Below are 19868 nucleotides of genomic sequence, written 5' to 3' on the forward strand. Positions count from 1 at the left end.
GATGACTGATCGTGGTCTGCCGGAGCTGCTGTCCCCGGAGGTCGCCGCCGACCCGCACGCCTTCTACCGCCGCCTGCGCGCCGAGGCGCCGGTCGTCTGGGACGAGAGCGTGCGGGCGTACCTGGTCAGCAGGTACGAGGACGTCGCGCGGGTGTACAAGAACCCGGTCTTCAGTACGAAGGCGTACGAGTGGCAGCTCGAACCGGTGCACGGCAAGACGATCCTGCAGATGGACGGCACCGAGCACGCCAGGCACCGGGCCCTGGTGTCGCCCGCCTTCCGGGGCAAGAGCCTGGACCGGCTGCACCCGATGCTCATGCGCAACGCGGGCGCCGTGGTGGAGGAGATCGTGCTGCGCGCCGCGACGGACCTCGCCGGGGAGCTGGCCGGGCGGCGTGACGTCGATCTGGTGCGCGACTTCGCCAACTACTTCCCGGTGTACGTGATCGCCGACCTGCTCGGCTTCGACAAGGAGGACCACCCGAGGTTCCTGCGGTGGTACACCGCCGTGATCCGGGTCATCTCCAACCTCGGCCGCGACCCCGAGATCATCGCCGAGGCCGCCGCCATCCGGGCGGAGATCAGCGAGTTCGTCACCCCGTTCATCGCCGAACGGCGGGCGAACCCGGGAGAGGACCTGCTGTCGGTCCTGGCCACCGCCGAGATCGACGGTGAGCCGCTCGCCGACGACGAGATCAGGGCGTACGTCAGCCTGCTGCTGACGGCCGGGGCGGAGACGACCGACAAGACCTTCGCGAGCCTGTTCCGCAACCTGCTCGCCGACCCCGGCCAGTTCGAGCGGATCAGGCACGACCGCTCGCTGGTCGTCAAGGCGGTCGCCGAGACGCTGCGGTTCTCCCCGCCGACGCAGATCAACACGCGGGAGACGACGGAGGACGTCGAGCTCGGCGGCGTGCTCATCCCGGCGGGGTCCACGGTGCTGGTGCTCATCGGCTCGGCCAACCGTGACGACCGGCGCTACGCCGATCCCGACCGGTTCGTGCTCGAACGCGATGACCTGGACGCGACCAAGGCGTTCTCGGGAGCGGCCGACCACCTGGCGTTCGGCTCCGGGCGGCACTTCTGCCTGGGCGCCATGCTGGCGAAGGCGGAGCTGGAGATCGGCGTGAACCTCTTCCTGGACCGGTTCCCGGAGATGCGGCTGGCCGACCCCGAGGCGGCGAGTGACGTCGGGCTGAAGATGCGCGGGCCGCGTACCGTGCCCGTGACCCTGTAGCGGGAACGGGTGGAACCGGCCGAGACCGTCCAGGCGTCCCGGCCGGCGCCCGCCGGCGGGCGGGCGTGGTGGGCGGCCATCCTCATGCTGGCGGCGGTGGTGTCCACCCCGATCCTGGTGGGTGTCCTGGCCGTCGAGATCCAGGCCGACCTGGGCATCGGCGACGGCGCGCTCGGGCTGTGCGTGACCGCGTTCTGGGCGTGCACCGGGCTCACCGCCCTGGCCGGCGGCCGTCTGATCGACCGCGCCGGCTGGCGGCGCGCGGCCCTGGCGGGGCTCGCGGTCAGCCTGGTGAGCCAGCTCGGCGTCGCCACGAGCGGGTCGGTCGCGGCGCTGCTGGCGTGGCTGGTCGTCGCGGGCGCGGGGTACGGGGTGGTAGCGCCCGCCAGCAACCTGGTCGTGGTCCGGGAGATCCCCGCCCGGCTGCGCGGCACGGCCCTGGGCGCCAAGCAGTCGGCGACCCCCGTCGTCGCCCTCCTGGCCGGGCTCGCCGTCCCCCTGGTGGCCCTGACCATCGGCTGGCAATGGGCCTTCGTCCTCGCCACCCTCCTGACCGTGGCCGCAGCCGCAACCAGCCTCCCCCGCACCCGGCCCTCACTTCGGGCCACCCGTCCGGAGCACACCCCCGCGTCCACGTCACCGGCCGCAAGCTCCTCTCACGCGAACCAAACCCCGCCGACGACTACGCCCACGACGCAACCCGCACGCAAAGATCAAGATTCGGCGGGGACCGCAGAAGAGACGCGGCCCATGCCTGCGGGTCCGGGCCCTGCGGCGAGTTCGGGGTCTGTGACGGCGGTCGGGGAGGCGCGGTCTGAGAGCGCGGGTTCGGGGCTTGTGGCGAGTTCGGGGTCTGTGGCGGCGGTCGGGGAGGCGCGGCCCGCGCCTGCGGGGCCCGGGCCTCTGGCGAGTGCGGGGCCGACGGCGGCCGCTGGAGGCGTGCGGTCCGCGCCTGCGGGGGCGGGGTCTGCGGGCGCCGCTGGGGAGGTGCGGTCCGTAAGCGCGACTCCGGGGCCTGTGGCGAGTGCGGGGCCTGCGGCGGCCGCTGGAGACGTGCGGTCCGCGCCCGCGAGTCCAGGGTCCGCGGCGGTTGCTGGGGAGGTGCGGGTCGGGAGCGCAGGTCCGAGGGCGGTGACGTCGTTGGTGCGGGTTTCGGTTGTCGCCGGGCTTGGGACGTTGTCTATTGGTTCGCTCACCACCTTTGCTGTGAGCACGCTCACGCGGGCCGGGCTCGATGTCAGTACGGCGGGGCTGGTGATCTCGGTCACCAGTCTCGTGTCGCTCGTCGTGCGGCTCGGCGCGGGGCGGCTGGCGGACCGGCGCGGGTCGGACGGGTTCAGGCCCGCGGCCGTGATGATCGCCGCCTGCGCCCTGGGGATGCTCGCGATGGCCTCGGGCGGCACCGCGCTCACCGTGGCCGGCACCGTCGTCGCCTTCTGCGGCGCGTGGGGCTGGCCCGCGTTGCTGCTGATGGGCGTGCTGGCGCAGCATCCGGACCGGCCGGGAGTGGCCGGGGCCAGGTTCCAGCTGGGCACCGCCCTGGGCGCGGCCACCGGGCCGCTGCTGTTCGCCGCCGTGTCCGAGGTCGTGGGCCTGCCCGCCGCCTGGCTCACCGTGACGGCCTGCACGGCGGTGTCCGCGGCCCTCGTCCTTCTCAGCAGCCGGACCCGAGTTGCAGGACGAGGATAATCATGTGTATCAATAGGAGGGATTGCAGAGGAGTCAGGATGGGTTCTGGAGTGCGGTTCGGCATCCTCACCACGCCGATCCACGGCGCCGAGACGCCGTACGGGCAACAACTGAGAGAGCACCGCGAGCTGGTCAGGGTCGCCGACCAGCTCGGCTTCGACATGATGGTGGCGGGTCAGCACTTCCTCGGCACCGAGCTGCGCTACTACCAGCCGGTCCCGTACCTCACATACCTGCACGGCGCCGCGCCCCGCATGACCGCCGTCACCGGCATCATGCTGCTGTCCATGGCCAACCCGGTCGACCTGGCCGAGCAGATCGCCACGCTCGACGTGGTCACCGACGGCCGCTGCGTCTTCGGCGCCGGGCTCGGCTACTCCGAGCGGGAGTTCCGCGCCTTCGGCATCGACTCCCGCTCCAAGGTCAAGCGGTTCGAGCACGGCCTCGCCCTCATCAAGGCCCTGTGGTCGGGGGAGAAGGTCGACTTCGACAGCCCGTACTGGAAGGTCGAGGACGTGCTCCCGGCCGTCCAGCCGGCGCGGCCGGGCGGGCCGCCCGTCTGGATCGGCGGCCAGTCGGCGGCGGCCGTGCGGCGCGCCGCACGGCTGGGCGACGCCTGGTACGCGCCGCCGTTCCCCAGCCACGACGAGCTGGCCGGCCTGCGCGAGATCTTCCTGGAGGAGCGCGCCGCGCACGGCCTGTCCCTCGACGGCGACTTCCCGCTGCGCCGCGAGCTCATCGTGGCCTCCTCCCGCCGCGAGGCCGAGGAGCTGGCCCGGCGGCGCAGCGCCCTGCGCTACCAGACCTACCGCTCGTGGGGCCTGTCGGGCGAGAACACCCCGGTCCAGGCGGACGCGCCCGGCATCGACGTCGAGCGGCAGTTCCTGCTCGGCTCACCGGCCGAGATCGTCGACCAGCTCGGCCGCCTCCGCGACGAGCTGGGGATGACGCACTTCATGTACAAGTCGCACTGGCAGGGGCTCCCGCACGCCGAGGCGATGCGCCAGCTTGAGCTGTTCGGCACCCGGGTGCTTCCCGAGCTGGCCGGTTGAGACGCAGAGAGGATCAGATGGTGACAGCCACCGACATGGCCGGCGAGGCGGCGCAGGAGCTCGGAGCGCTCGTGCGCGACTTCGGTCTCAAGGAGATCCGCCCCCGGATCCGGGAGCTGGAGGAGGCCGGGGAGTTCCCCCGCGACCTCTACCGGCAGATGGGCGAGCTGGGCTTCTTCGGCTGCTGCTTCCCCGAGCAGGTGGGCGGGACCGACGCCGGCTACCAGGCGCTGGCCGCGGTCGCCGAGCAACTCGCCTGGGCCTACCCGCCGCTGAGCGCCGCGATGAACCTCCAGGCCGCGACCGTGCCGCTGACCATCGCCAACTGGGGCGCCGCCGAGCTGGTCGAGCGGTACGTGCCCGGCCTGATCTCCGGCACGCTGCTGGGCTGCAACGCGATGACCGAGCCCGACGGCGGCTCCGACCTGCTGGGCGCCATGCGGACCAGGGCCGTGCGCGACGGCGACCACTACGTCATCACCGGCAGCAAGATGTGGATCACCAACGCGAACGTCGCCGACGTCGCCGTGGTCTACGCCAAGACCGATCCCGAGCTGGGCCACCGCGGGGTGAGCGCGTTCGTGGTGCCCACCGGCACGCCGGGCTTCGCCACCAGCCGGGTGCCCTGCCGGGTGCTCGGCAAGCTGATGCCCACCAACGAGGTCATCCTCAGCGAGGTCCGGGTGCCGGCCGCCAACCTGCTCGGCGAGGAGGGCGAGGGCTTCAAGGTCGCCATGAGCGCCATGGACTACGGCAGGCTCTCCGTCGCCGCCCGCTCGGTCGGCCTCGCCCAGGCATGCCTGGACGCCTCGGTCGAGTACGCGAACCAGCGCGAGGCGTTCGGCCAGCGGATCGGCTCCTTCCAGATGGTCAAGAAGCAGATCGCGGACATGGCCTGCGAGGTGTCGGCCGCCAGGGCGCTGGTCCAGGACGCCGCCGCCCGCTACGACGAGGGCGTCATCCCCACCCGGGAGAGCTCCATCGCCAAGTACTACGCCGGCGAGGTGTGCAACCGGGCGGCCCAGGCCACCGCCGAGATCTTCGGCGGTTACGCCTTCAGCGACGAGCTGCCGATCAGCACCTATCTCAACTACGCCAAGCTCTGGCAGACCGGCGAGGGCTCGGCCAACATCCAGGCCGTCCTGATCGCCGACGACGCCCTGGGCTGGAAGTCCATGGACCGGCACCGCCGTCCATCCAAGCCGGGAGCGCGCGCGTGAACCTGGAACTCGACGGCAAGGTCGCCATCGTCACCGGAGCCAGCCGCGGCCTCGGCGCCGCGGCCGTGCGCAGCCTGGTGGCCGAGGGCGTGAACGTGGTGGCCGCGGCCCGCTCCGGCGACGAGCTGGACAAGCTCGCGGCCGAGGCGCCGGGCCGCATCGCCGGCGTCGTGTGCGACATGCGCGACGCGGCCGGGCTGGCGGCCCTGCCGGAGCGGGCGCTGCGGGAGTTCGGCCGGCTGGACATCCTGGTCAACAACGCCGGCATCGCGCCCGCGGGGAAGTTCCTGGACGCCACCGCCGAGCTGCTTGAGGACGTCTTCGCGGTCAACGTGGTGGCGCCCGCCCTGCTCGCCCGCGCCTGTGGCGAGATCTTCGTCGGGCAGGGCTCGGGGAAGGTCGTCAACGTCGCCTCCATCTCCGGCGTGCGCGGCAAGGGCAGCCTCGCGGTCTACTCGGCGTCCAAGGGCGCGCTGGTCCGGCTCACCGAGGCGCTGGCCGCCGAATGGTCCAGGCACGGCGTCCAGGTGAACGCGATCGCCCCCGGCGCGTTCGCCACCGAGGCGCAGCGCGCGGTGCTCGACGACCCCGAGACGCTGCGCCGCCGGGTCGCCAAGATCCCCGCCCGCCGGGTCGCCGACCCGGCGGAGATCGGCGCCCTGGTCTGCTACCTGGCCTCGCCGCTGAGCGGCTTCGTCAGCGGGGCCACGTACGTCATCGACGGCGGCGAGACCGCCAAGATCTGAGGAGACTGCTGTGAACGGTTTTCGGCTCAGTGATGAGCAACTCCACCTGCGCGAGGTCGCCGCGAAGGTGGCCAAGGAGGTGTACGCGCCCAAGGCCGCGCAGTGGGACCTGGAGCGCGCGCCGCTGCCCGCCGAGGAGGTGACGCGCCTGGCCGAGCTGGGCTTCCTCGGCCTGGCCCTGCCCGAGGAGTACGGCGGCGCGGGCGGCACCCTGCTGGACGCCCTGATCGTGATCGAGGAGCTGGCCAAGGAGTGCCGCTCCGCCGCGTTCCAGGTGTTCGAGGCGAACGTGGGCCCGGCCCGGGTGCTGGAGTTCTTCGGCACCGAGGAGCAGCGCCAGAAGTACCTGCCGAAGGTGGTGACCGGCGAGGTGACGATGGCCATCGGCATCTCCGAGCCCGACGCCGGCTCCGCCGCCACCGACATGACCACCCGGGCGCGGCTGGAGGGTGACGAGTACGTCATCAACGGCACCAAGCGGTGGATCTCCAACGGCGGCCACGCCGACCACTACCTGCTCTACTGCAGGCTCAGTGACGCGCCCGGGTCGAAGGGCATCGGCGCGATCATCGTGTCCGCCGACACGCCCGGCCTGTCGTTCGGGCAGCGGGAGCGGCTGATGGGCTGGCGCACCATCCCGTCCGCCGACCTGATCTTCGAGGACGCCCGGGTGCCCGCCGAGAACCTGGTGGTCGGGCCCGGCGGGTTCCGCGACCTGTTCGGCGTCTTCTCCATCGAGCGCCTCGGCAACTCCACCATGAGCCTGGCCCTCGGGCAGGCCGCGCTGGACCGCGCCGTCGCGTACGTGCAGGAGCGCAAGCAGTTCGGCCGGACGCTGGTCGAGTTCCAGAACGTGCAGATGACCGTCGCCGACATGGCGCTCCAGGTCGAGGCCGCGCGGCTGCTCATCTACCGGGCGGCGGGCAACGCCGGCCGCGGCCTGCCGGACCCGCTGGAGGTGTCGCTGGCCAAGTGCTTCGCCAACGAGATGGGCAAGCGGGTCTCCGACCTGGGCATGCAGATGCACGGCGGCAACGGCTACACCGAGGAGTTCGGCCTGGAGGCGCTGCACCGCGACGCGCACGGCTGGGCCATCGCCGGCGGCACGCCCGCCATCCAGCGGGTCAGGATCGCCTCCGAGCTGTTCGGGCGCGGCTTCGACCAGCGTCCGGCGGCCGCCCGATGAGCGGCGCCGAGTTCGAGCTGCCCGAGCGCTACCACGGGCTGCGTGAGGAGGCCGCGGCGCTCGCCGCGTCGGTCGCGCACCTGGCCGCCGAGGCGGACGAGGCCGACGCGATCGACCCGGGGATGCGCGCGGCGCTGGCCGCGAGCGGGCTGGCCGCCGTGTGCGTGCCCGCCGAGTACGGCGGCCGGTACGCGGACATCGACCCGCTGGCCGTCGCCGTCGTCCGCGAGCAGCTGGCCGCCGAGAGCGCGCATCTGGACTCGCTCTTCGCCATGCAGGGCATCGGCAGCTACGCGCTGGCCAGGGGCGGCACGCCCGAGCTGCGCGAGCGGTGGCTGCCCCGGGTGGCCGCGCTGGACGCGATCGCCGCGCTCGGGCTGACCGAGCCGGACATCGGCTCCGACCTGCGCGGCACCGCCACCACCGTCGCCGAGGACGGCGACGAGCTGGTGGTCGGCGGTCACAAGTCGTTCATCACCAACGGCGGCGACGCCGACTTCTACTGCGTGCTGGGCAAGGAGGAGGCGGGCCTGTCCATGGTGCTGGTGCCCGCGGACACGCCCGGCCTGACCACCACCCGCCCGCACCAGATCATCGCCCCGCACGTCCTGGGCGACGTGGTGCTGGACGGGGTCCGGGTGCCCCGGTCGTGGCGGCTGGGCGAGCCCGGCAAGGGCATGCGGCTCGGCCTGGCCACGCTGGCGACCTTCCGGGTGTCGGTGGCAGCCGCGGCGGTCGGCACCGCGCAGGCGGCGCTGAAGGAGGCCACCGTGCACACCGCGAACCGCGAGCAGTTCGGCCGGCCGCTCATCCAGCTCGGCGCCGTGGCCGACCAGCTCGCCAGGTCGTGGACCGAGATCGAGATGGCCCGCGCGTTCACCTACCGGGCCGCCGCGGCGGCCGCCCGCGACCCGCTGGGCAGCCTGCACCTGTCCTCGATGGCCAAGGTGGCGGCGACCGAGACGGCCGGCCGGGTGGTCGACCGGTGCGTCCAGGTGATGGGCCGGTTCGGGCTGGTCCGGGGGGCGAAGATCGAGCGGCTCTACCGTGCGGCCCGGCCGATGCGGGTCTACGAGGGCGCCACCGAGGTCATCTTCGACTCGCTCTCCCGCAAGCTGGTCAAGGAGCTCGCCACATGATCATCGACGCGCACGCGCACGTCTGGCCGGACGAGATCGCCCGCAAGGTGCTGGCCGACCGCCCGGTCGGCCTGGACCCGGTGCACGACGGGACCCTGGACGGCCTGCGGGCCACCATGGACGCGGCCGGCATCGACCTGGCCGTCTGCCTGGCCGTGGCCAACGTGGCCAGGCACGTGGCCGGCACCAACCGGTTCATCGGCGGCATCGACCGCACCAGGTTCATCCCGTTCGGCACCGTCCACCCGGACCTGCCGGTGGAGGAGAACCTCGCCTCGCTGAAGGACAACGGGATCCCCGGCGTGAAGCTGCACCCGCTGTTCCAGGAGCTGTCGCTCGGCGACTCCCGGGTGGTGGAGCTGCTGTCCGCGCTGGCCGAGGAGGGCATCGCCGTCATCACCCACGTGGGCGCCGGCGGCGACGAGGCGGCCAACGAGCGGGGCGCCTCGCGGCACATCCCCGCCCTGGCCGAGCGCATCCCGGGGCTGACCCTGATCGCCTGCCACTTCGGCGGCTACCACCGGCTGGAGGAGGCGGAGGAGGTCGTGGCCGGCTCCGGGGCGGTGCTGGAGACGTCCTGGCCGCCCAGCCTCGGGAGCCTGCCGCCCGAGCGGGTACGGAAGATCATCGAGAGGCACGGCGCCGATCGCGTGGTGTTCGGCTCCGACTGGCCGATGACCGACCCGGCCACGGAGATCGCGGCGGTGCGGGCGCTGGGCCTGCCGCCGGAGGACGAGGCCGCGATCCTCGGCGGGAACCTGGCGGGCCTCCTGGGCCTCCAATGACCGTGGTGCCGCCGCGCGTCCCCCGGCCGCGGCGGCGCCACGCAAGCCCGCCACCAGGAGAAGTTCGTTGAGGCTGACCGATTGACGCGGCCGAATCTATGCATAAGATTAGCATCAAGTGAGATCGTGATGGGGAGCAGCGAGTGAAGACAGTCCGACTGGGTGCGGGAATGGCTTTCTGGGGGGACAGCGTGCTCCCCGCCGTCCAGATGGTGGAGCGCGGGGAGATCGACTACCTCTGCTGCGACCATCTGGCCGAGCTGACCATGTCGATCCTGAGCAAGCAGAGGTCCCGCAACCCCGAGTACGGCTACACGCGTGACGTGCTCGACCTGCTGCGCCTGAGCATCCGCCAGTGCGTGACCAACGGCGTCAAGGTCATCACCGACGCCGGCGGCGCCAACCCGCGCGCCTGCGCGGAGCGGGTCGCCGAGCTGTGCAAGGACCTCGGCCTGACCGGCGTCCGCATCGCCGTGGTGACCGGCGACGACATCAGCGGCGACATCGACCGGCTGATGGCGCAGGGCGTCTCGTTCACCAACATGGACACGGGGGAGCCTCTCTCCTCGGTCCGCGACCGGCTCACCCACGCCAACGTCTACACCGGCGCCGACGGCATCGTGACGGCCCTGGAGCAGGGCGCCGACATCGTCATCTGCGGCCGGGTCACCGACATCGCGCTCTACCTGGGGCCGTTGCGGCACGAGTTCGGCTGGGCCGCCGACGACTGGGAGCGGCTCGGCATGGCCACCGTTGTCGCGCACGCGATCGAGTGCGGCGGCCAGGCCACCGGCGGCCTCTACGACGGCGGCTGGTGGAAGACCCCCGGCCTGGAGAACCTCGGCTACCCCATCGCGGACGTCAGCGAGGACGGCACCGCGGTCATCACCAAGACCCCCGGCAGCGGCGGCAGGGTGGACATCGGCACGGTGAGCGAGCAGCTCGTGTACGAGATCCTCGACCCGGCCAACTACCTCACCGCCGACGTCACGGCTGACTTCTCCGGCGTCCGCCTCACCGAGGTCGGCCCCGACCAGGTCCGCATCACCGGCGGCACCGGCCGCGCCCGCCCCGACACGCTCAAGGTCAACATGGGCTACCGGGCCGGCTTCATCGGCGAGGTCCAGTTCACCTACACCTGGCCCGACGCCTACGCCAAGGCCCGGCGCGGCATCGAGTTCCTGGAGAACCGGCTCGACAGGGCCGGCTTCAAGTCCGACGACGTGCAGATCGAGTACGTCGGACGCAACTCCATGTGGGGCGACCGGGTGGCCGAGCCCGACCCGGCGGACGACGACCTGCTGGAGCTCGTGGTGCGCTACGCCGCCCGCTGCCCGGACGAGACCGAGGCGCGCAAGGTCTTCACCGAGAGCGTCCCCCTCTACAACAACGGCCCGGCCGGCGTGGGCGGCATCGGCACCCGCCCGCCGCTGAAGGAGCTGTTCTCGCTCTGGCCCTGCCTGATCCCCCGCGAGCACGTGACCGCGGCCGTCGACATTCTGGAGGTCTGAGATGGCGAACATCAGGGTCGCCGACATCGCCCACGGCCGCTCGGGCGACAAGGGCGACGTGTGCAACGTCGGCCTGGTCGCCTACGACGACGCGGGCTACGCCACGCTGAAGAGCGAGCTCACCGAGGAGCGGGTCAAGGAGCACTACGGCTCCCTCGTACGCGGCACCGTGACCCGCTACGAGATCCCCGGCATCAAGGCGCTCAACTTCGTGCTCACCGGGGCGCTCGACGGCGGCGGCACCCGCTCGCTGCGCTCGGACCACCTGGGCAAGACCATGTACGCCTGGCTGCTGCGCATGGAGATCACCGCCGCCGAGGACGTCCCCACCTACCCGACGGGACCGCGGCCGGAGGCGGTCGCGTGATCACCGTCACCGGCGCGGAACCCGCCGTCCAGACGCTCTTCAACCCCCGGTCCGTCGCCGTGATCGGCGCGTCGAGCAAGCCCGGCACGCTCAGCTGGTGGCCGCTGCGCCTGCTCGTCCAGTACGGCTTCGCGGGCGGCGTGCACCCGGTCAACCCGTCCCGCAGCGAGATCGAGGGCGTGCCCTGCGTCGCCTCGCTCGCCGACGTCGGCGGGCCCGTCGACCTGGCGGTCATCGCGCTCAACGCCAAGAACACCGTCCAGGCCGTACGCGACTGCGCCGCCGCCGGCGTCAAGGTGGCCGTGCTGCCCTCGCAGGGCTTCGGCGAGACCGGCGAGGACGGCCGGGCCATGGAACGCGAGATGCTGGCCGCCGCCCGCGAGAGCGGGCTGCGCATCGTCGGCCCCAACACCGACGGCGTCGGCAACCTGGCCACCGGCGCGCTCGCCACCATCCAGCCCATCTTCGGCCAGGGCGTCGAGCCCGGCCGGGTCGCGGTGATCACCCAGAGCGGCGCCACCGCCGCCTCCCTGATCATGCGGCTCAAGGAGGAGGGCATCGGCACCCGGCTGTACGCCAGCGCCGGCAACGAGATCGACCTGGGCCTGGCCGACTACCTGTCCGTCGCCCTGCAGGACCCCGAGGTCTCCATGGTGGTCTCGTTCGTCGAGGCCATCCGCCGTCCCGGCGACTTCGTCAAGGTCGCCGAGCTGGCCGCCGAGCTGGGCAAGCCGATCGTGCTCATCAAGGTCGGCAGGACCGAGCAGGCCGCCCGCCGGGCCGCCGCGCACACCGGCGCGCTGGCCGGCGCCGACGAGATCTACCAGGCGGTCTTCGACTCGCTCGGCATCATCAGGGTCGACGAGCTCAGCGAGGTCGTCGCCGTCGCCAAGTTCTACCTGTCACGCGGGCTGCCCCAGGACGACGGCGTCGCCATCATGTCCGTCTCCGGCGGGCAGGCCGGCGCGCTCGCCGACCGGGCCGCCCGCTCCGGCGTCACCGTGCCCGACCTCGGCCCGGCGGCCACCGCCGAGCTGGAGGAGCTGCTGGCCTTCGGCACCGCCATCAACCCGTGCGACCTGACCGGCGAGGTGGCCAGGGACAGCGGCCTGGCCACCGCCGCCTACACCGCCTTCGACGCCGACCCGGCCATTTCCACGGTCGTGTACGCGCGCAAGGAGCTGACCGGCGACGCCGGGCGGCGCGCCTCCGAGCGGATCGCCGCGGCCGCCGCGCCGAAGGAGCGCACCCCGCTCGCGATCTACTCCATGGACGGGGAGCTCAACGACGAGGAGAAGGCGGCGTTCGCCGAGGCGGACATCCCCGTCTTCACCTCGGCGGGCGAGCTGTTCACCGCCGTCCGCACGCTGGCCGCCTACCGGCGCGGCGCCGAGCGCGCCCGCACCAGGAAGACCGGCCCGGCGGCCCGGACCGGGGAGTCCGGTGGGGCGGGAACCGTCCCGGCGATCCGCACCGGGGAGTCTGGTGGGGCGGGAACCGGCCCGGCGGCCCGCACCGGGGAGTCCGGTCAGGCGGCCTCGCGCGCGCTGCCCGGCGGCGCCGGCCCGCTGGACGAGGTGGCCGCCAAGGCGCTGCTCGCCGAGTACGGGGTCGCCGTCCCCGCCGAGGCGCTGGCGACGAGCGCGGACGACGCGGTGGCGCACGCCGAGCGGATCGGATACCCGGTCGTGCTCAAGGTCGCGGACGCCCGCGTCCCGCACAAGACCGAGATCGGCGGCGTCGAGGTCGGCCTGGCCGGCGCCGCCGCCGTGCGCGCCGCGTACGAGGGGATCGACGCCCGCGCGCGGGCACACCTCGGCGACGCCCCCGAGGGCGTGCTGGTGCAGCAGCAGATCACCGACGGCGTCGAGATGATCGCCGGCATCGTGGTCGACCCCCAGTTCGGCCCGTTCGTGCTGCTGGGCAGCGGGGGAGTGCTCACCGAGCTGCTCTCCGACGCCGTGCTGCGGCCCGCCCCGGTGGAGCCCGGCGAGGTCCGCGACATGATCGCGGAGCTGCGCGGCCGGAAGCTGCTCACCGGCTTCCGCGGCGCTCCGCCCGCCGACGTGGACGCCCTGGCGGACACGGTCAGTGCCCTGTCGCGGCTCGGCGCCGACCACGCGGACCGGATCGCCGAGCTGGACCTCAACCCCGTGCTCGTCAGGCCCGCCGGCCACGGCGCGGTCGCGGTCGACGCACTGATCGTCCTCGGCGAGACGGAGGAGAGCCGATGAGCAGCGGCGAGAAGATCCTGGTGACCCGGCGCGGCAGCCTCGGGCTCGTCACGCTGAACCGCGCCAAAGAGCGCAACCCCCTCGACCAGGAGACGGCGGCCGGGCTGCGCGACGCCTTCCTCGGCCTGTTCGCCGACCCGCAGGTGCGTTCGGTCGCCGTGACCGGCGACGGGGACGCGTTCTGCGCAGGCGGCGACCTGAGGCAGATGCGGGAGCTGGCCGAGGGCGACGTCGAGGACGCGTACCTGTGGCCCGGCGCCATCGTCGACCTGCACCGGCTCATGCTGGAGGCGCCCAAGCCGGTGATCGCCGCGGTCCACGGGCCCGCCTACGCGGGCGGGATGGGCCTGGCCGGGATGTGCGACGTCATCCTGGCCACGCCGAAGGCCCGGTTCGCGATGCCCGAGGTGAAGATCGGGCTCTTCCCGATGATCATCGTGGCGCACCTGGCCAGGTCGCTGCCCCGCAAGCGGCTGCTGGAGATGATGCTGACCGGAGAGAGCATCGACGCCGACGAGGCGCACCGGCTCGGCTTCGTCAGCAAGGTCTACCCCGACCGCGACGGCCTGATGGAAGGGCTGGACGCGTACGCGGCCAAGTTCGAGGCGGTCAGCCCGGCGGCCGTCCGCCTCGGCAGGCGCGCCTTCACCCTGCTCTCCGACATGCCGGCCGGGCAGGCGCTGGACGCCGCCCAGTTCCTCAACCTGCCGTTCTTCCTCGGCGGCGACCTGCGCGAGGGCACCCAGGCGTTCTTCGACCGGCGCCCGCCCCGCTGGACCACCCCCGACGACGAGCTGGAGAAGACCTCATGAGGACAGCCGTGGTGGTCGACGCGGTCCGTTCCCCCATGGGGAAGGGCAAGCCCGGCGGCGCGCTCTCCGAGCTGCACGCCGTCGAGCTGCTCGCCCAGGTGCTGGCCGGGCTCGTGAACCGTACCGGCATCGACCCCGGCACGGTCGAGGACGTGATCGTCGGCTGCGTCAGCCAGGCGGCCGACCAGTCCGTCACCCCCGGCCGGATGGCCTGGCTCGCGGCAGGGTTCCCCGAGCACGTGCCCGCCACCACCATCGACCGCCGCTGCGGATCCAGCCAGCAGGCGCTGCACTTCGCCGCCCAGGGCGTGCTCGCCGGCGCCTACGACGTGGTCGTCGCGGGCGGCGTGGAGTCGATGAGCCGGGTGCCGATGGGGTCGGCGCGGATGGGCCGCGACCCGTACGGGCCCTCGGTGACCGAGCGGTACGCGCCCGGCCTGGTCTCCCAGGGGGTGGCGGCGGAGCTCGTGGCCGCCAAGTGGGCGCTGGAGCGCGAGACGCTCGACGCCTACTCAGCCCGCTCCCACCATCGGGCCGCCGCCGCGGCCGACGCGGGACACTTCCGCGACGAGATCGTGCCGATCACCGTGCCCGGCGGGACCGTCGTCGACCGCGACGAGACCATCAGGCCGGGCACCACCACCGAGCGGCTGGCCGGGCTCAAGCCCTCCTTCCAGGACGAGGAGGCCGCCCGGCGCTTCCCGGAGATCGGCTGGCGGGTCACCGCCGGCAACTCCTCGCAGATCACCGACGGCGCGAGCGCCGTGCTGGTGATGAGCGAGGAGCGGGCCGAGCGCCTCGGCCTGACCCCGCTGGCGCGCTTCCACGCCTTCTCGGTGTGCGGCGACGACCCGGTGACGATGCTCACCGCCCCCATCCCCGCCACCGCCATGGTGCTGGAGCGGGCCGGGCTCGACCTCGCGGACATCGACCACGCCGAGGTCAACGAGGCGTTCGCGCCGGTGCCCCTGGCCTGGCAGGCCGAGTACCCGGTCGCCGACGAGGTGCTGAACCCGGTCGGCGGCGCCATCGCGCTCGGGCATCCGCTCGGCGCGTCCGGCAGCCGGCTCTTCACCAGCATGCTGTGGAACCTGCGCCGCACCGGCGGGCGCTGGGGCCTGCAGACCATGTGCGAGGCCGGCGGGATGGCCAACGCGACCATCGTCGAACGTCTGTGAACAGGAGTTCATCACCGTGAAAGTGGAAGGATCCGTCGCGCTCGTCACCGGCGGCGCGTCCGGGCTCGGCCTGGCGACCGCGACCCGGCTCGCCCGGGGCGGCGCGAAGGTCGTCATCGCCGACCTCCCCGGCTCGCCCGGCGAGCAGGTGGCGGCGGACCTCGGCTGCCGGTTCGCGCCCGCCGACGTCACCGACCCCGAGCAGGTGACGTCGGCCCTCGACGCCGCCGCCGGACTCGGCCCGCTGCGCGCGCTCGTGCACTGCGCCGGCCGCGGCGGCACGGTCCGCGTCGTCGACAGGGAAGGCGCCCCGGGCTCGCTGGAGGACTACACCCGCATCGTCACCACCAACCTGATCGGCTCGTACAACGTGATCCGGCTGGCCGCGGCCCGCATGTCCGCCACCGAGCCGGTGGACGGCGAGCGCGGCGTGTGCGTGCTGACCGCCTCCGTCGCCGCCTACGAGGGACAGATCGGCCAGGTCGCCTACGCCTCCTCCAAGGCCGGCGTGGTGGGCATGACCCTGGTGGCGGCCCGCGACCTGTCGCGGCGGCTCATCCGCGTGTGCAGCATCGCCCCCGGCGTGTTCGACACCCCGATGCTCGGCCGGCTGCCGGAGGAGGTGCGCGCCTCGCTCGGCGCGGCCGTGCCGCACCCCAGCAGGCTCGGCGACCCCGCCGACTACGCGGCCCTGGCCGAGCACATCATCGCCAACCCGATGCTGAACGGCGAGACGATCCGGCTCGACGGCGCGATCAGGATGGCTCCCCGATGAGCGCCCCCGTCCTGGTGGCCGACGAAGGCCCGGTGCGGCTCATCACCATCAACCGGCCGCAGGCCCGCAACGCCGTCGACCTCGCCGTCGCCGAGGGCATCGAACAGGCCCTCGACGCGTACGAGGAGGCGCCCAGTCTGCGTGCCGCCGTCATCACCGGCGCGGGCGGCACCTTCTGCGCCGGCATGGACCTGAAGGGCTTCCTGCGCGGCGAGCGTCCCTCGACGGCCAGGAGCGGGTTCGCCGGTCTGGTCGAGCGCCCCCCGAGCAAGCCGCTCATCGCCGCGGTCGAGGGCTACGCGCTGGCCGGCGGGTTCGAGATCGTGCTGGCCTGCGACCTCATCGTGGCCGCGGAGTCGGCCGTGTTCGCCTTGCCCGAGGTCCAGCGCGGGCTCGTCGCCGCCGGCGGCGCGCTGCTGCGGCTGCAGCACCGGCTGCCCTACCACCTGGCCATGGAGCTGGCGATCACCGGCAGGCGGCTGAGCGCCGCCGACGCCGCCGCCCACGGCCTGCTGAACCGGCTCGTCCCCGAGGGCGGGGCGGTCGCGTCCGCGCTCGAACTGGCGCGGGCGGTGGCCGCCAACGGCCCTCTGGCCGTCTCGGCGAGCAAGAAGATCATGACCGAGTCCGCGCACTGGCCGCCCGAGCAGGCGTTCGACCGTCAGCGCGAGATATCGGAACCCGTCCGTGCCTCCGAGGACGCCCGCGAAGGCGCCCGCGCCTTCACCGAGAAGCGGGCTCCCGTGTGGCAGGGACGTTGACAGGAGAAACCATGCGAGAAGCCTTCATCGTCGGCGCGGTGCGGTCCGCGGTGGGCCGCCGCCGCGGCGGACTGTCCGGCGTCCACCCGGCTGACCTCGGCGCCGAGGTCGTGGCCGCGCTGCTGGACCGCGCCGGCATCGCCGGCGAGCACGTGGACGACGTCGTCTTCGGCTGCGTCAGCCAGATCGGCGCCCAGTCGACCAACATCGCCAGGGTCGTCGCGCTGTCCGCCGGCCTGCCCGAGTCGGTGCCCGGCACCACCGTCGACCGGCAGTGCGGCTCGTCCCAGCAGGCGGTCCACTTCGCCGCGCAGGCGGTCGCGTCCGGCGCGCAGGATCTCGTGGTGGCGGGCGGCGTCGAGGTGATGAGCCTGATCCCGATCGCCTCCTCCGCCATCGTGGGCGCCGACGCCGGCATGGGCATGCCCCGGGGCGGCCGCAAGTGGGCGGAACGCTACGGCGACCAGGAGATCAGCCAGTTCCGCGGCGCGGAGACGATCGCCGCCAAGTGGGACGTGAGCCGCGCGGCCATGGAGGAGTTCGCGCTGACCAGCCACCAGCGGGCCGCCGCGGCGGCCGGCGCCGGGCTCTTCGCCGGCGAGATCGTCCCGGTCGCCGGGCTGGAGGCCGACGAGGGCCCGCGCCCCGCGACCAGCCTGGAGAAGATGGCGACCCTCCAGCCGCTCGTCCCCGACGGCCGGCTGACCGCCGCCACCTCCAGCCAGATCTCCGACGGCGCCGCCGCGCTGGCGATCGCCTCCGGCGACGCGGTACGGAGGCTCGGGCTCACGCCGCTGGCCCGCGTGCACAGCATGGCGGTCGTCGGCTCGGACCCGGTGCTCATGCTCACGGGCCCGATCCCGGCCACCGAGGCGGTGCTGCGCCGGGCCGGGCTCAAGCTCGGCGACATCGACGCGTTCGAGGTGAACGAGGCCTTCGCCTCGGTCGTCCTGGCCTGGCAGCGCGAGACCGGCGCCCCGGCCGATCGCGTCAACCCGCTCGGCGGCGCGATCGCGCTCGGCCATCCGCTGGGCGCGACCGGCGCGCGGCTGATGACCACGCTCGTCCATCACCTGCGCCGCAACGGCCTGCGTTACGGCCTGCAGACGATGTGCGAGGGCGGCGGCATGGCCAACGCCACGATCATCGAGGCGGTCTGAGCTGTGATCAAGCAGGTTCGGCAGCTCGATCGGGTGATCATCCGGTTCGCCGGTGACTCCGGTGACGGCATGCAACTCACCGGTGACCGGTTCACCGCGGGCACCGCCGAGTTCGGCAACGACCTGTCCACGCTGCCCAACTTCCCCGCCGAGATCCGCGCCCCGGCCGGCACCCTGCCCGGCGTGTCCAGCTTCCAGCTGCACTTCGCCGACCACGACATCCTCACCCCCGGCGACGCCCCCAACGTCCTGGTCGCGATGAACCCCGCCGCGCTCAAGGCCAACCTGTCCGACCTGCCGCGCGGCGCCGACATCATCGCCAACACCGACGAGTTCACCAAACGCAACCTGGCCAAGGTCGGCTATCCGGCCAGCCCGCTGGAGGACGGGTCGCTGGCCGAGTGGCGGGTGCACGCGGTGCCTTTGACGTCGTTGACGGTCAAGGCGCTGGAAGACGTCGACATCAGCAAGAAGGACGCCGAACGCGCCAAGAACATGTTCGCGCTCGGCCTGCTGTCCTGGCTCTACCACCGGCCCACCGAGCAGACCATCAGCTTCCTGGAGACCAAGTTCGCGCGGAAGCCGGAGATCGCCAAGGCCAACATCGCCGCCTTCCAGGCCGGCTGGAACTTCGGCGAGACCACCGAGTCGTTCTCGGTCTCGTATGAGGTGAAGCCGGCCCGGCTGGCGCCGGGCGTGTACCGCAACATCTCCGGCAACCAGGCGCTGGCCTGCGGCCTGATCGCCGCCGCCGTCCAAGCCCGGCTGCCCCTGTTCCTCGGCTCCTACCCGATCACCCCGGCCTCGGACATCCTGCACGAGCTGTCGAAGCACAAGCAGTTCGGCATCCGCACCTTCCAGGCCGAGGACGAGATCGCCGGTGTCGGTGCGGCGCTGGGGGCGGCGTTCGGCGGCGCGCTCGGGGTGACCACGACGTCCGGGCCGGGCGTGGCGTTGAAGGCCGAGACCGTCGGGCTGGCGGTGACCACGGAGTTGCCGCTGATCGTGGTGGACGTGCAGCGGGCCGGCCCTTCCACCGGGATGCCGACCAAGACCGAGCAGACCGACCTGCTGATGGCGTTGTTCGGCCGCAACGGCGAGTCGCCGGTGCCGGTCATCGCGCCGATGTCGCCCAGCGATTGTTTCGACGCGGCGGTGGAAGCCGCCCGCATCGCGGTGGCCTATCGGACGCCGGTGATGTTGTTGTCGGACGGGTATCTGGCCAACGGTTCGGAGCCGTGGCGGCTGCCGGAGGTGTCCGCGCTGCCGGACATCAGTGTGCCGTTCACGACCGAGCCGAACGGCGAGGACGGGGCGTTCTTGCCGTTCCAGCGGGACCCGGACACCTTGGCGCGGCCGTGGGCGATCCCGGGCACGCCGGGGTTGGAGCACCGTATCGGTGGTATCGAGAAGGCCGACGGCACCGGGAACATCTCCTACGATCCGGACAATCATGACCGGATGGTGCGGTTGCGTGCGGCCAAGGTGGCCGGCATCGACGTGCCGGATCTCCAGGTCGACGACCCCCACGACCCGCACAATCTCGACGTCACCGACAACCCCGACGACCCTCACGACCCCGATGTCCCAGGCGGGCCCGGCGGGCCCGGCGGTCCTGGCGGGCCCGGCAGGTCCCGCGCTCACGCCGGGTCTGGCCGGTCTGGGTCTGGGTCTGGTGGTGCACGGGTGCTGGTGCTCGGGTGGGGTTCCACCTACGGTGCGATCGCCGCTGGGGTGCGGCGGGTGCGGGCGGCGGGCGGGAAGGTGGCCCAGGCGCATCTGCGGCATCTGAACCCGCTGCCGGCCAACATCGGTGACGTCCTGGCGCGCTACGAGAAGGTGTTGCTGCCGGAGATCAACCTGGGCCAGTTGGCGTTGCTGCTGCGGGCCCGGTTCCTGGTCGACGTCATCAGCTACAACCGGGTGCGCGGGCTTCCGTTCAAGGCCGAGGAACTGGCCGCAGTGATCCAGGACGTGATCGACCGTGATGATCAGCAGGTGAACGGCAGTGACTGA

The 19868-nt window shown here is 72.8% G+C and carries 17 protein-coding genes; all 17 read left to right on the plus strand.

Going from position 1 to position 19868, the window contains the following annotated elements:
* Window position 1: 1 nt before the first annotated feature.
* The 17 genes from AB0K05_RS32340 (at window position 2) to AB0K05_RS32420 (ending at window position 19868) form a co-directional block, all read left to right on the plus strand.
* Window positions 2-1237: a cytochrome P450 gene (locus tag AB0K05_RS32340; RefSeq protein WP_219551430.1), complete on the plus strand. Its 1236-nt coding sequence runs from the start codon at window positions 2-4 to the stop codon at window positions 1235-1237.
* Window positions 1238-1246: 9 nt separating this feature from the next.
* The gene (locus tag AB0K05_RS32345) at window positions 1247-2926 is read left to right on the plus strand and encodes an MFS transporter (protein WP_271279539.1); all 1680 of its coding nucleotides are present in this window, start codon (window positions 1247-1249) and stop codon (window positions 2924-2926) included.
* Between the two features lie 38 nt (window positions 2927-2964).
* Window positions 2965-3978: an LLM class flavin-dependent oxidoreductase gene (locus tag AB0K05_RS32350; RefSeq protein ID WP_345483238.1), complete on the plus strand. Its 1014-nt coding sequence runs from the start codon at window positions 2965-2967 to the stop codon at window positions 3976-3978.
* Between the two features lie 17 nt (window positions 3979-3995).
* Complete coding sequence (locus tag AB0K05_RS32355) at window positions 3996-5198, plus strand: acyl-CoA dehydrogenase family protein (protein WP_148031083.1); 1203 nt, start codon at window positions 3996-3998, stop codon at window positions 5196-5198.
* On the plus strand, window positions 5195-5944 hold the full coding sequence (locus tag AB0K05_RS32360) for a glucose 1-dehydrogenase (RefSeq protein WP_148031084.1): 750 nt from the start codon (window positions 5195-5197) through the stop codon (window positions 5942-5944). Before AB0K05_RS32355 ends, AB0K05_RS32360 begins: the two co-directional genes overlap by 4 nt.
* Window positions 5945-5954: 10 nt before the next feature.
* A complete protein-coding gene (locus AB0K05_RS32365; RefSeq protein WP_271280435.1) occupies window positions 5955-7130 on the plus strand; it encodes an acyl-CoA dehydrogenase family protein in 1176 nt (391 codons plus the stop codon).
* Complete coding sequence (locus tag AB0K05_RS32370; protein ID WP_364234200.1) at window positions 7127-8269, plus strand: acyl-CoA dehydrogenase; 1143 nt, start codon at window positions 7127-7129, stop codon at window positions 8267-8269. The genes AB0K05_RS32365 and AB0K05_RS32370 overlap by 4 nt, the downstream gene beginning before the upstream one ends.
* Window positions 8266-9054, plus strand: a complete 789-nt coding sequence (locus AB0K05_RS32375) for an amidohydrolase family protein (protein ID WP_271280437.1) — start codon at window positions 8266-8268, stop codon at window positions 9052-9054. Before AB0K05_RS32370 ends, AB0K05_RS32375 begins: the two co-directional genes overlap by 4 nt.
* Before the next feature lie 170 nt (window positions 9055-9224).
* Window positions 9225-10565, plus strand: coding sequence for an acyclic terpene utilization AtuA family protein (locus tag AB0K05_RS32380; RefSeq protein ID WP_148031088.1), 1341 nt, complete (start codon window positions 9225-9227; stop codon window positions 10563-10565).
* Between the two features lies 1 nt (window position 10566).
* The gene (locus AB0K05_RS32385; RefSeq protein ID WP_187281122.1) at window positions 10567-10932 is read left to right on the plus strand and encodes a hypothetical protein; all 366 of its coding nucleotides are present in this window, start codon (window positions 10567-10569) and stop codon (window positions 10930-10932) included.
* On the plus strand, window positions 10929-13166 hold the full coding sequence (locus AB0K05_RS32390; protein ID WP_364234205.1) for an acetate--CoA ligase family protein: 2238 nt from the start codon (window positions 10929-10931) through the stop codon (window positions 13164-13166). The genes AB0K05_RS32385 and AB0K05_RS32390 overlap by 4 nt, the downstream gene beginning before the upstream one ends.
* A complete protein-coding gene (locus AB0K05_RS32395) occupies window positions 13163-13978 on the plus strand; it encodes an enoyl-CoA hydratase-related protein (protein WP_271280219.1) in 816 nt (271 codons plus the stop codon). Before AB0K05_RS32390 ends, AB0K05_RS32395 begins: the two co-directional genes overlap by 4 nt.
* Window positions 13975-15156 (plus strand): thiolase family protein, encoded by a 1182-nt coding sequence (locus tag AB0K05_RS32400; RefSeq protein ID WP_271280220.1) that lies wholly within the window; start codon window positions 13975-13977, stop codon window positions 15154-15156. Before AB0K05_RS32395 ends, AB0K05_RS32400 begins: the two co-directional genes overlap by 4 nt.
* Before the next feature lie 16 nt (window positions 15157-15172).
* Window positions 15173-15931 carry an SDR family NAD(P)-dependent oxidoreductase gene (locus tag AB0K05_RS32405; RefSeq protein ID WP_219551448.1) on the plus strand — a complete coding sequence of 253 codons (759 nt, stop codon included), beginning with the start codon at window positions 15173-15175 and terminating at the stop codon, window positions 15929-15931.
* On the plus strand, window positions 15928-16692 hold the full coding sequence (locus AB0K05_RS32410) for a crotonase/enoyl-CoA hydratase family protein (RefSeq protein WP_271280221.1): 765 nt from the start codon (window positions 15928-15930) through the stop codon (window positions 16690-16692). The genes AB0K05_RS32405 and AB0K05_RS32410 overlap by 4 nt, the downstream gene beginning before the upstream one ends.
* A gap of 11 nt (window positions 16693-16703) precedes the next feature.
* Window positions 16704-17852 carry an acetyl-CoA C-acyltransferase gene (locus AB0K05_RS32415; RefSeq protein WP_364234210.1) on the plus strand — a complete coding sequence of 383 codons (1149 nt, stop codon included), beginning with the start codon at window positions 16704-16706 and terminating at the stop codon, window positions 17850-17852.
* Between the two features lie 3 nt (window positions 17853-17855).
* Window positions 17856-19868 carry a 2-oxoacid:acceptor oxidoreductase subunit alpha gene (locus tag AB0K05_RS32420; protein ID WP_364234213.1) on the plus strand — a complete coding sequence of 671 codons (2013 nt, stop codon included), beginning with the start codon at window positions 17856-17858 and terminating at the stop codon, window positions 19866-19868.

It is taken from the genome of Nonomuraea sp. NPDC049486 (genome assembly GCF_040676925.1).
Classification (GTDB): Bacteria; Actinomycetota; Actinomycetes; order Streptosporangiales; family Streptosporangiaceae; genus Nonomuraea; species Nonomuraea ferruginea.

Coding starts and splice junctions, on each gene's coding strand:
- AB0K05_RS32340 (WP_219551430.1), top strand. CDS start 2: ATGACTGATCGTGGTCTGCCGGAGCTGCTGTCCCCGGAGGTCGCCGCC.
- AB0K05_RS32350 (WP_345483238.1), top strand. CDS start 2,965: ATGGGTTCTGGAGTGCGGTTCGGCATCCTCACCACGCCGATCCACGGC.
- AB0K05_RS32355 (WP_148031083.1), top strand. CDS start 3,996: ATGGTGACAGCCACCGACATGGCCGGCGAGGCGGCGCAGGAGCTCGGA.
- AB0K05_RS32370 (WP_364234200.1), top strand. CDS start 7,127: ATGAGCGGCGCCGAGTTCGAGCTGCCCGAGCGCTACCACGGGCTGCGT.
- AB0K05_RS32375 (WP_271280437.1), top strand. CDS start 8,266: ATGATCATCGACGCGCACGCGCACGTCTGGCCGGACGAGATCGCCCGC.
- AB0K05_RS32380 (WP_148031088.1), top strand. CDS start 9,225: ATGGCTTTCTGGGGGGACAGCGTGCTCCCCGCCGTCCAGATGGTGGAG.
- AB0K05_RS32385 (WP_187281122.1), top strand. CDS start 10,567: ATGGCGAACATCAGGGTCGCCGACATCGCCCACGGCCGCTCGGGCGAC.
- AB0K05_RS32395 (WP_271280219.1), top strand. CDS start 13,163: ATGAGCAGCGGCGAGAAGATCCTGGTGACCCGGCGCGGCAGCCTCGGG.
- AB0K05_RS32400 (WP_271280220.1), top strand. CDS start 13,975: ATGAGGACAGCCGTGGTGGTCGACGCGGTCCGTTCCCCCATGGGGAAG.
- AB0K05_RS32410 (WP_271280221.1), top strand. CDS start 15,928: ATGAGCGCCCCCGTCCTGGTGGCCGACGAAGGCCCGGTGCGGCTCATC.
- AB0K05_RS32415 (WP_364234210.1), top strand. CDS start 16,704: ATGCGAGAAGCCTTCATCGTCGGCGCGGTGCGGTCCGCGGTGGGCCGC.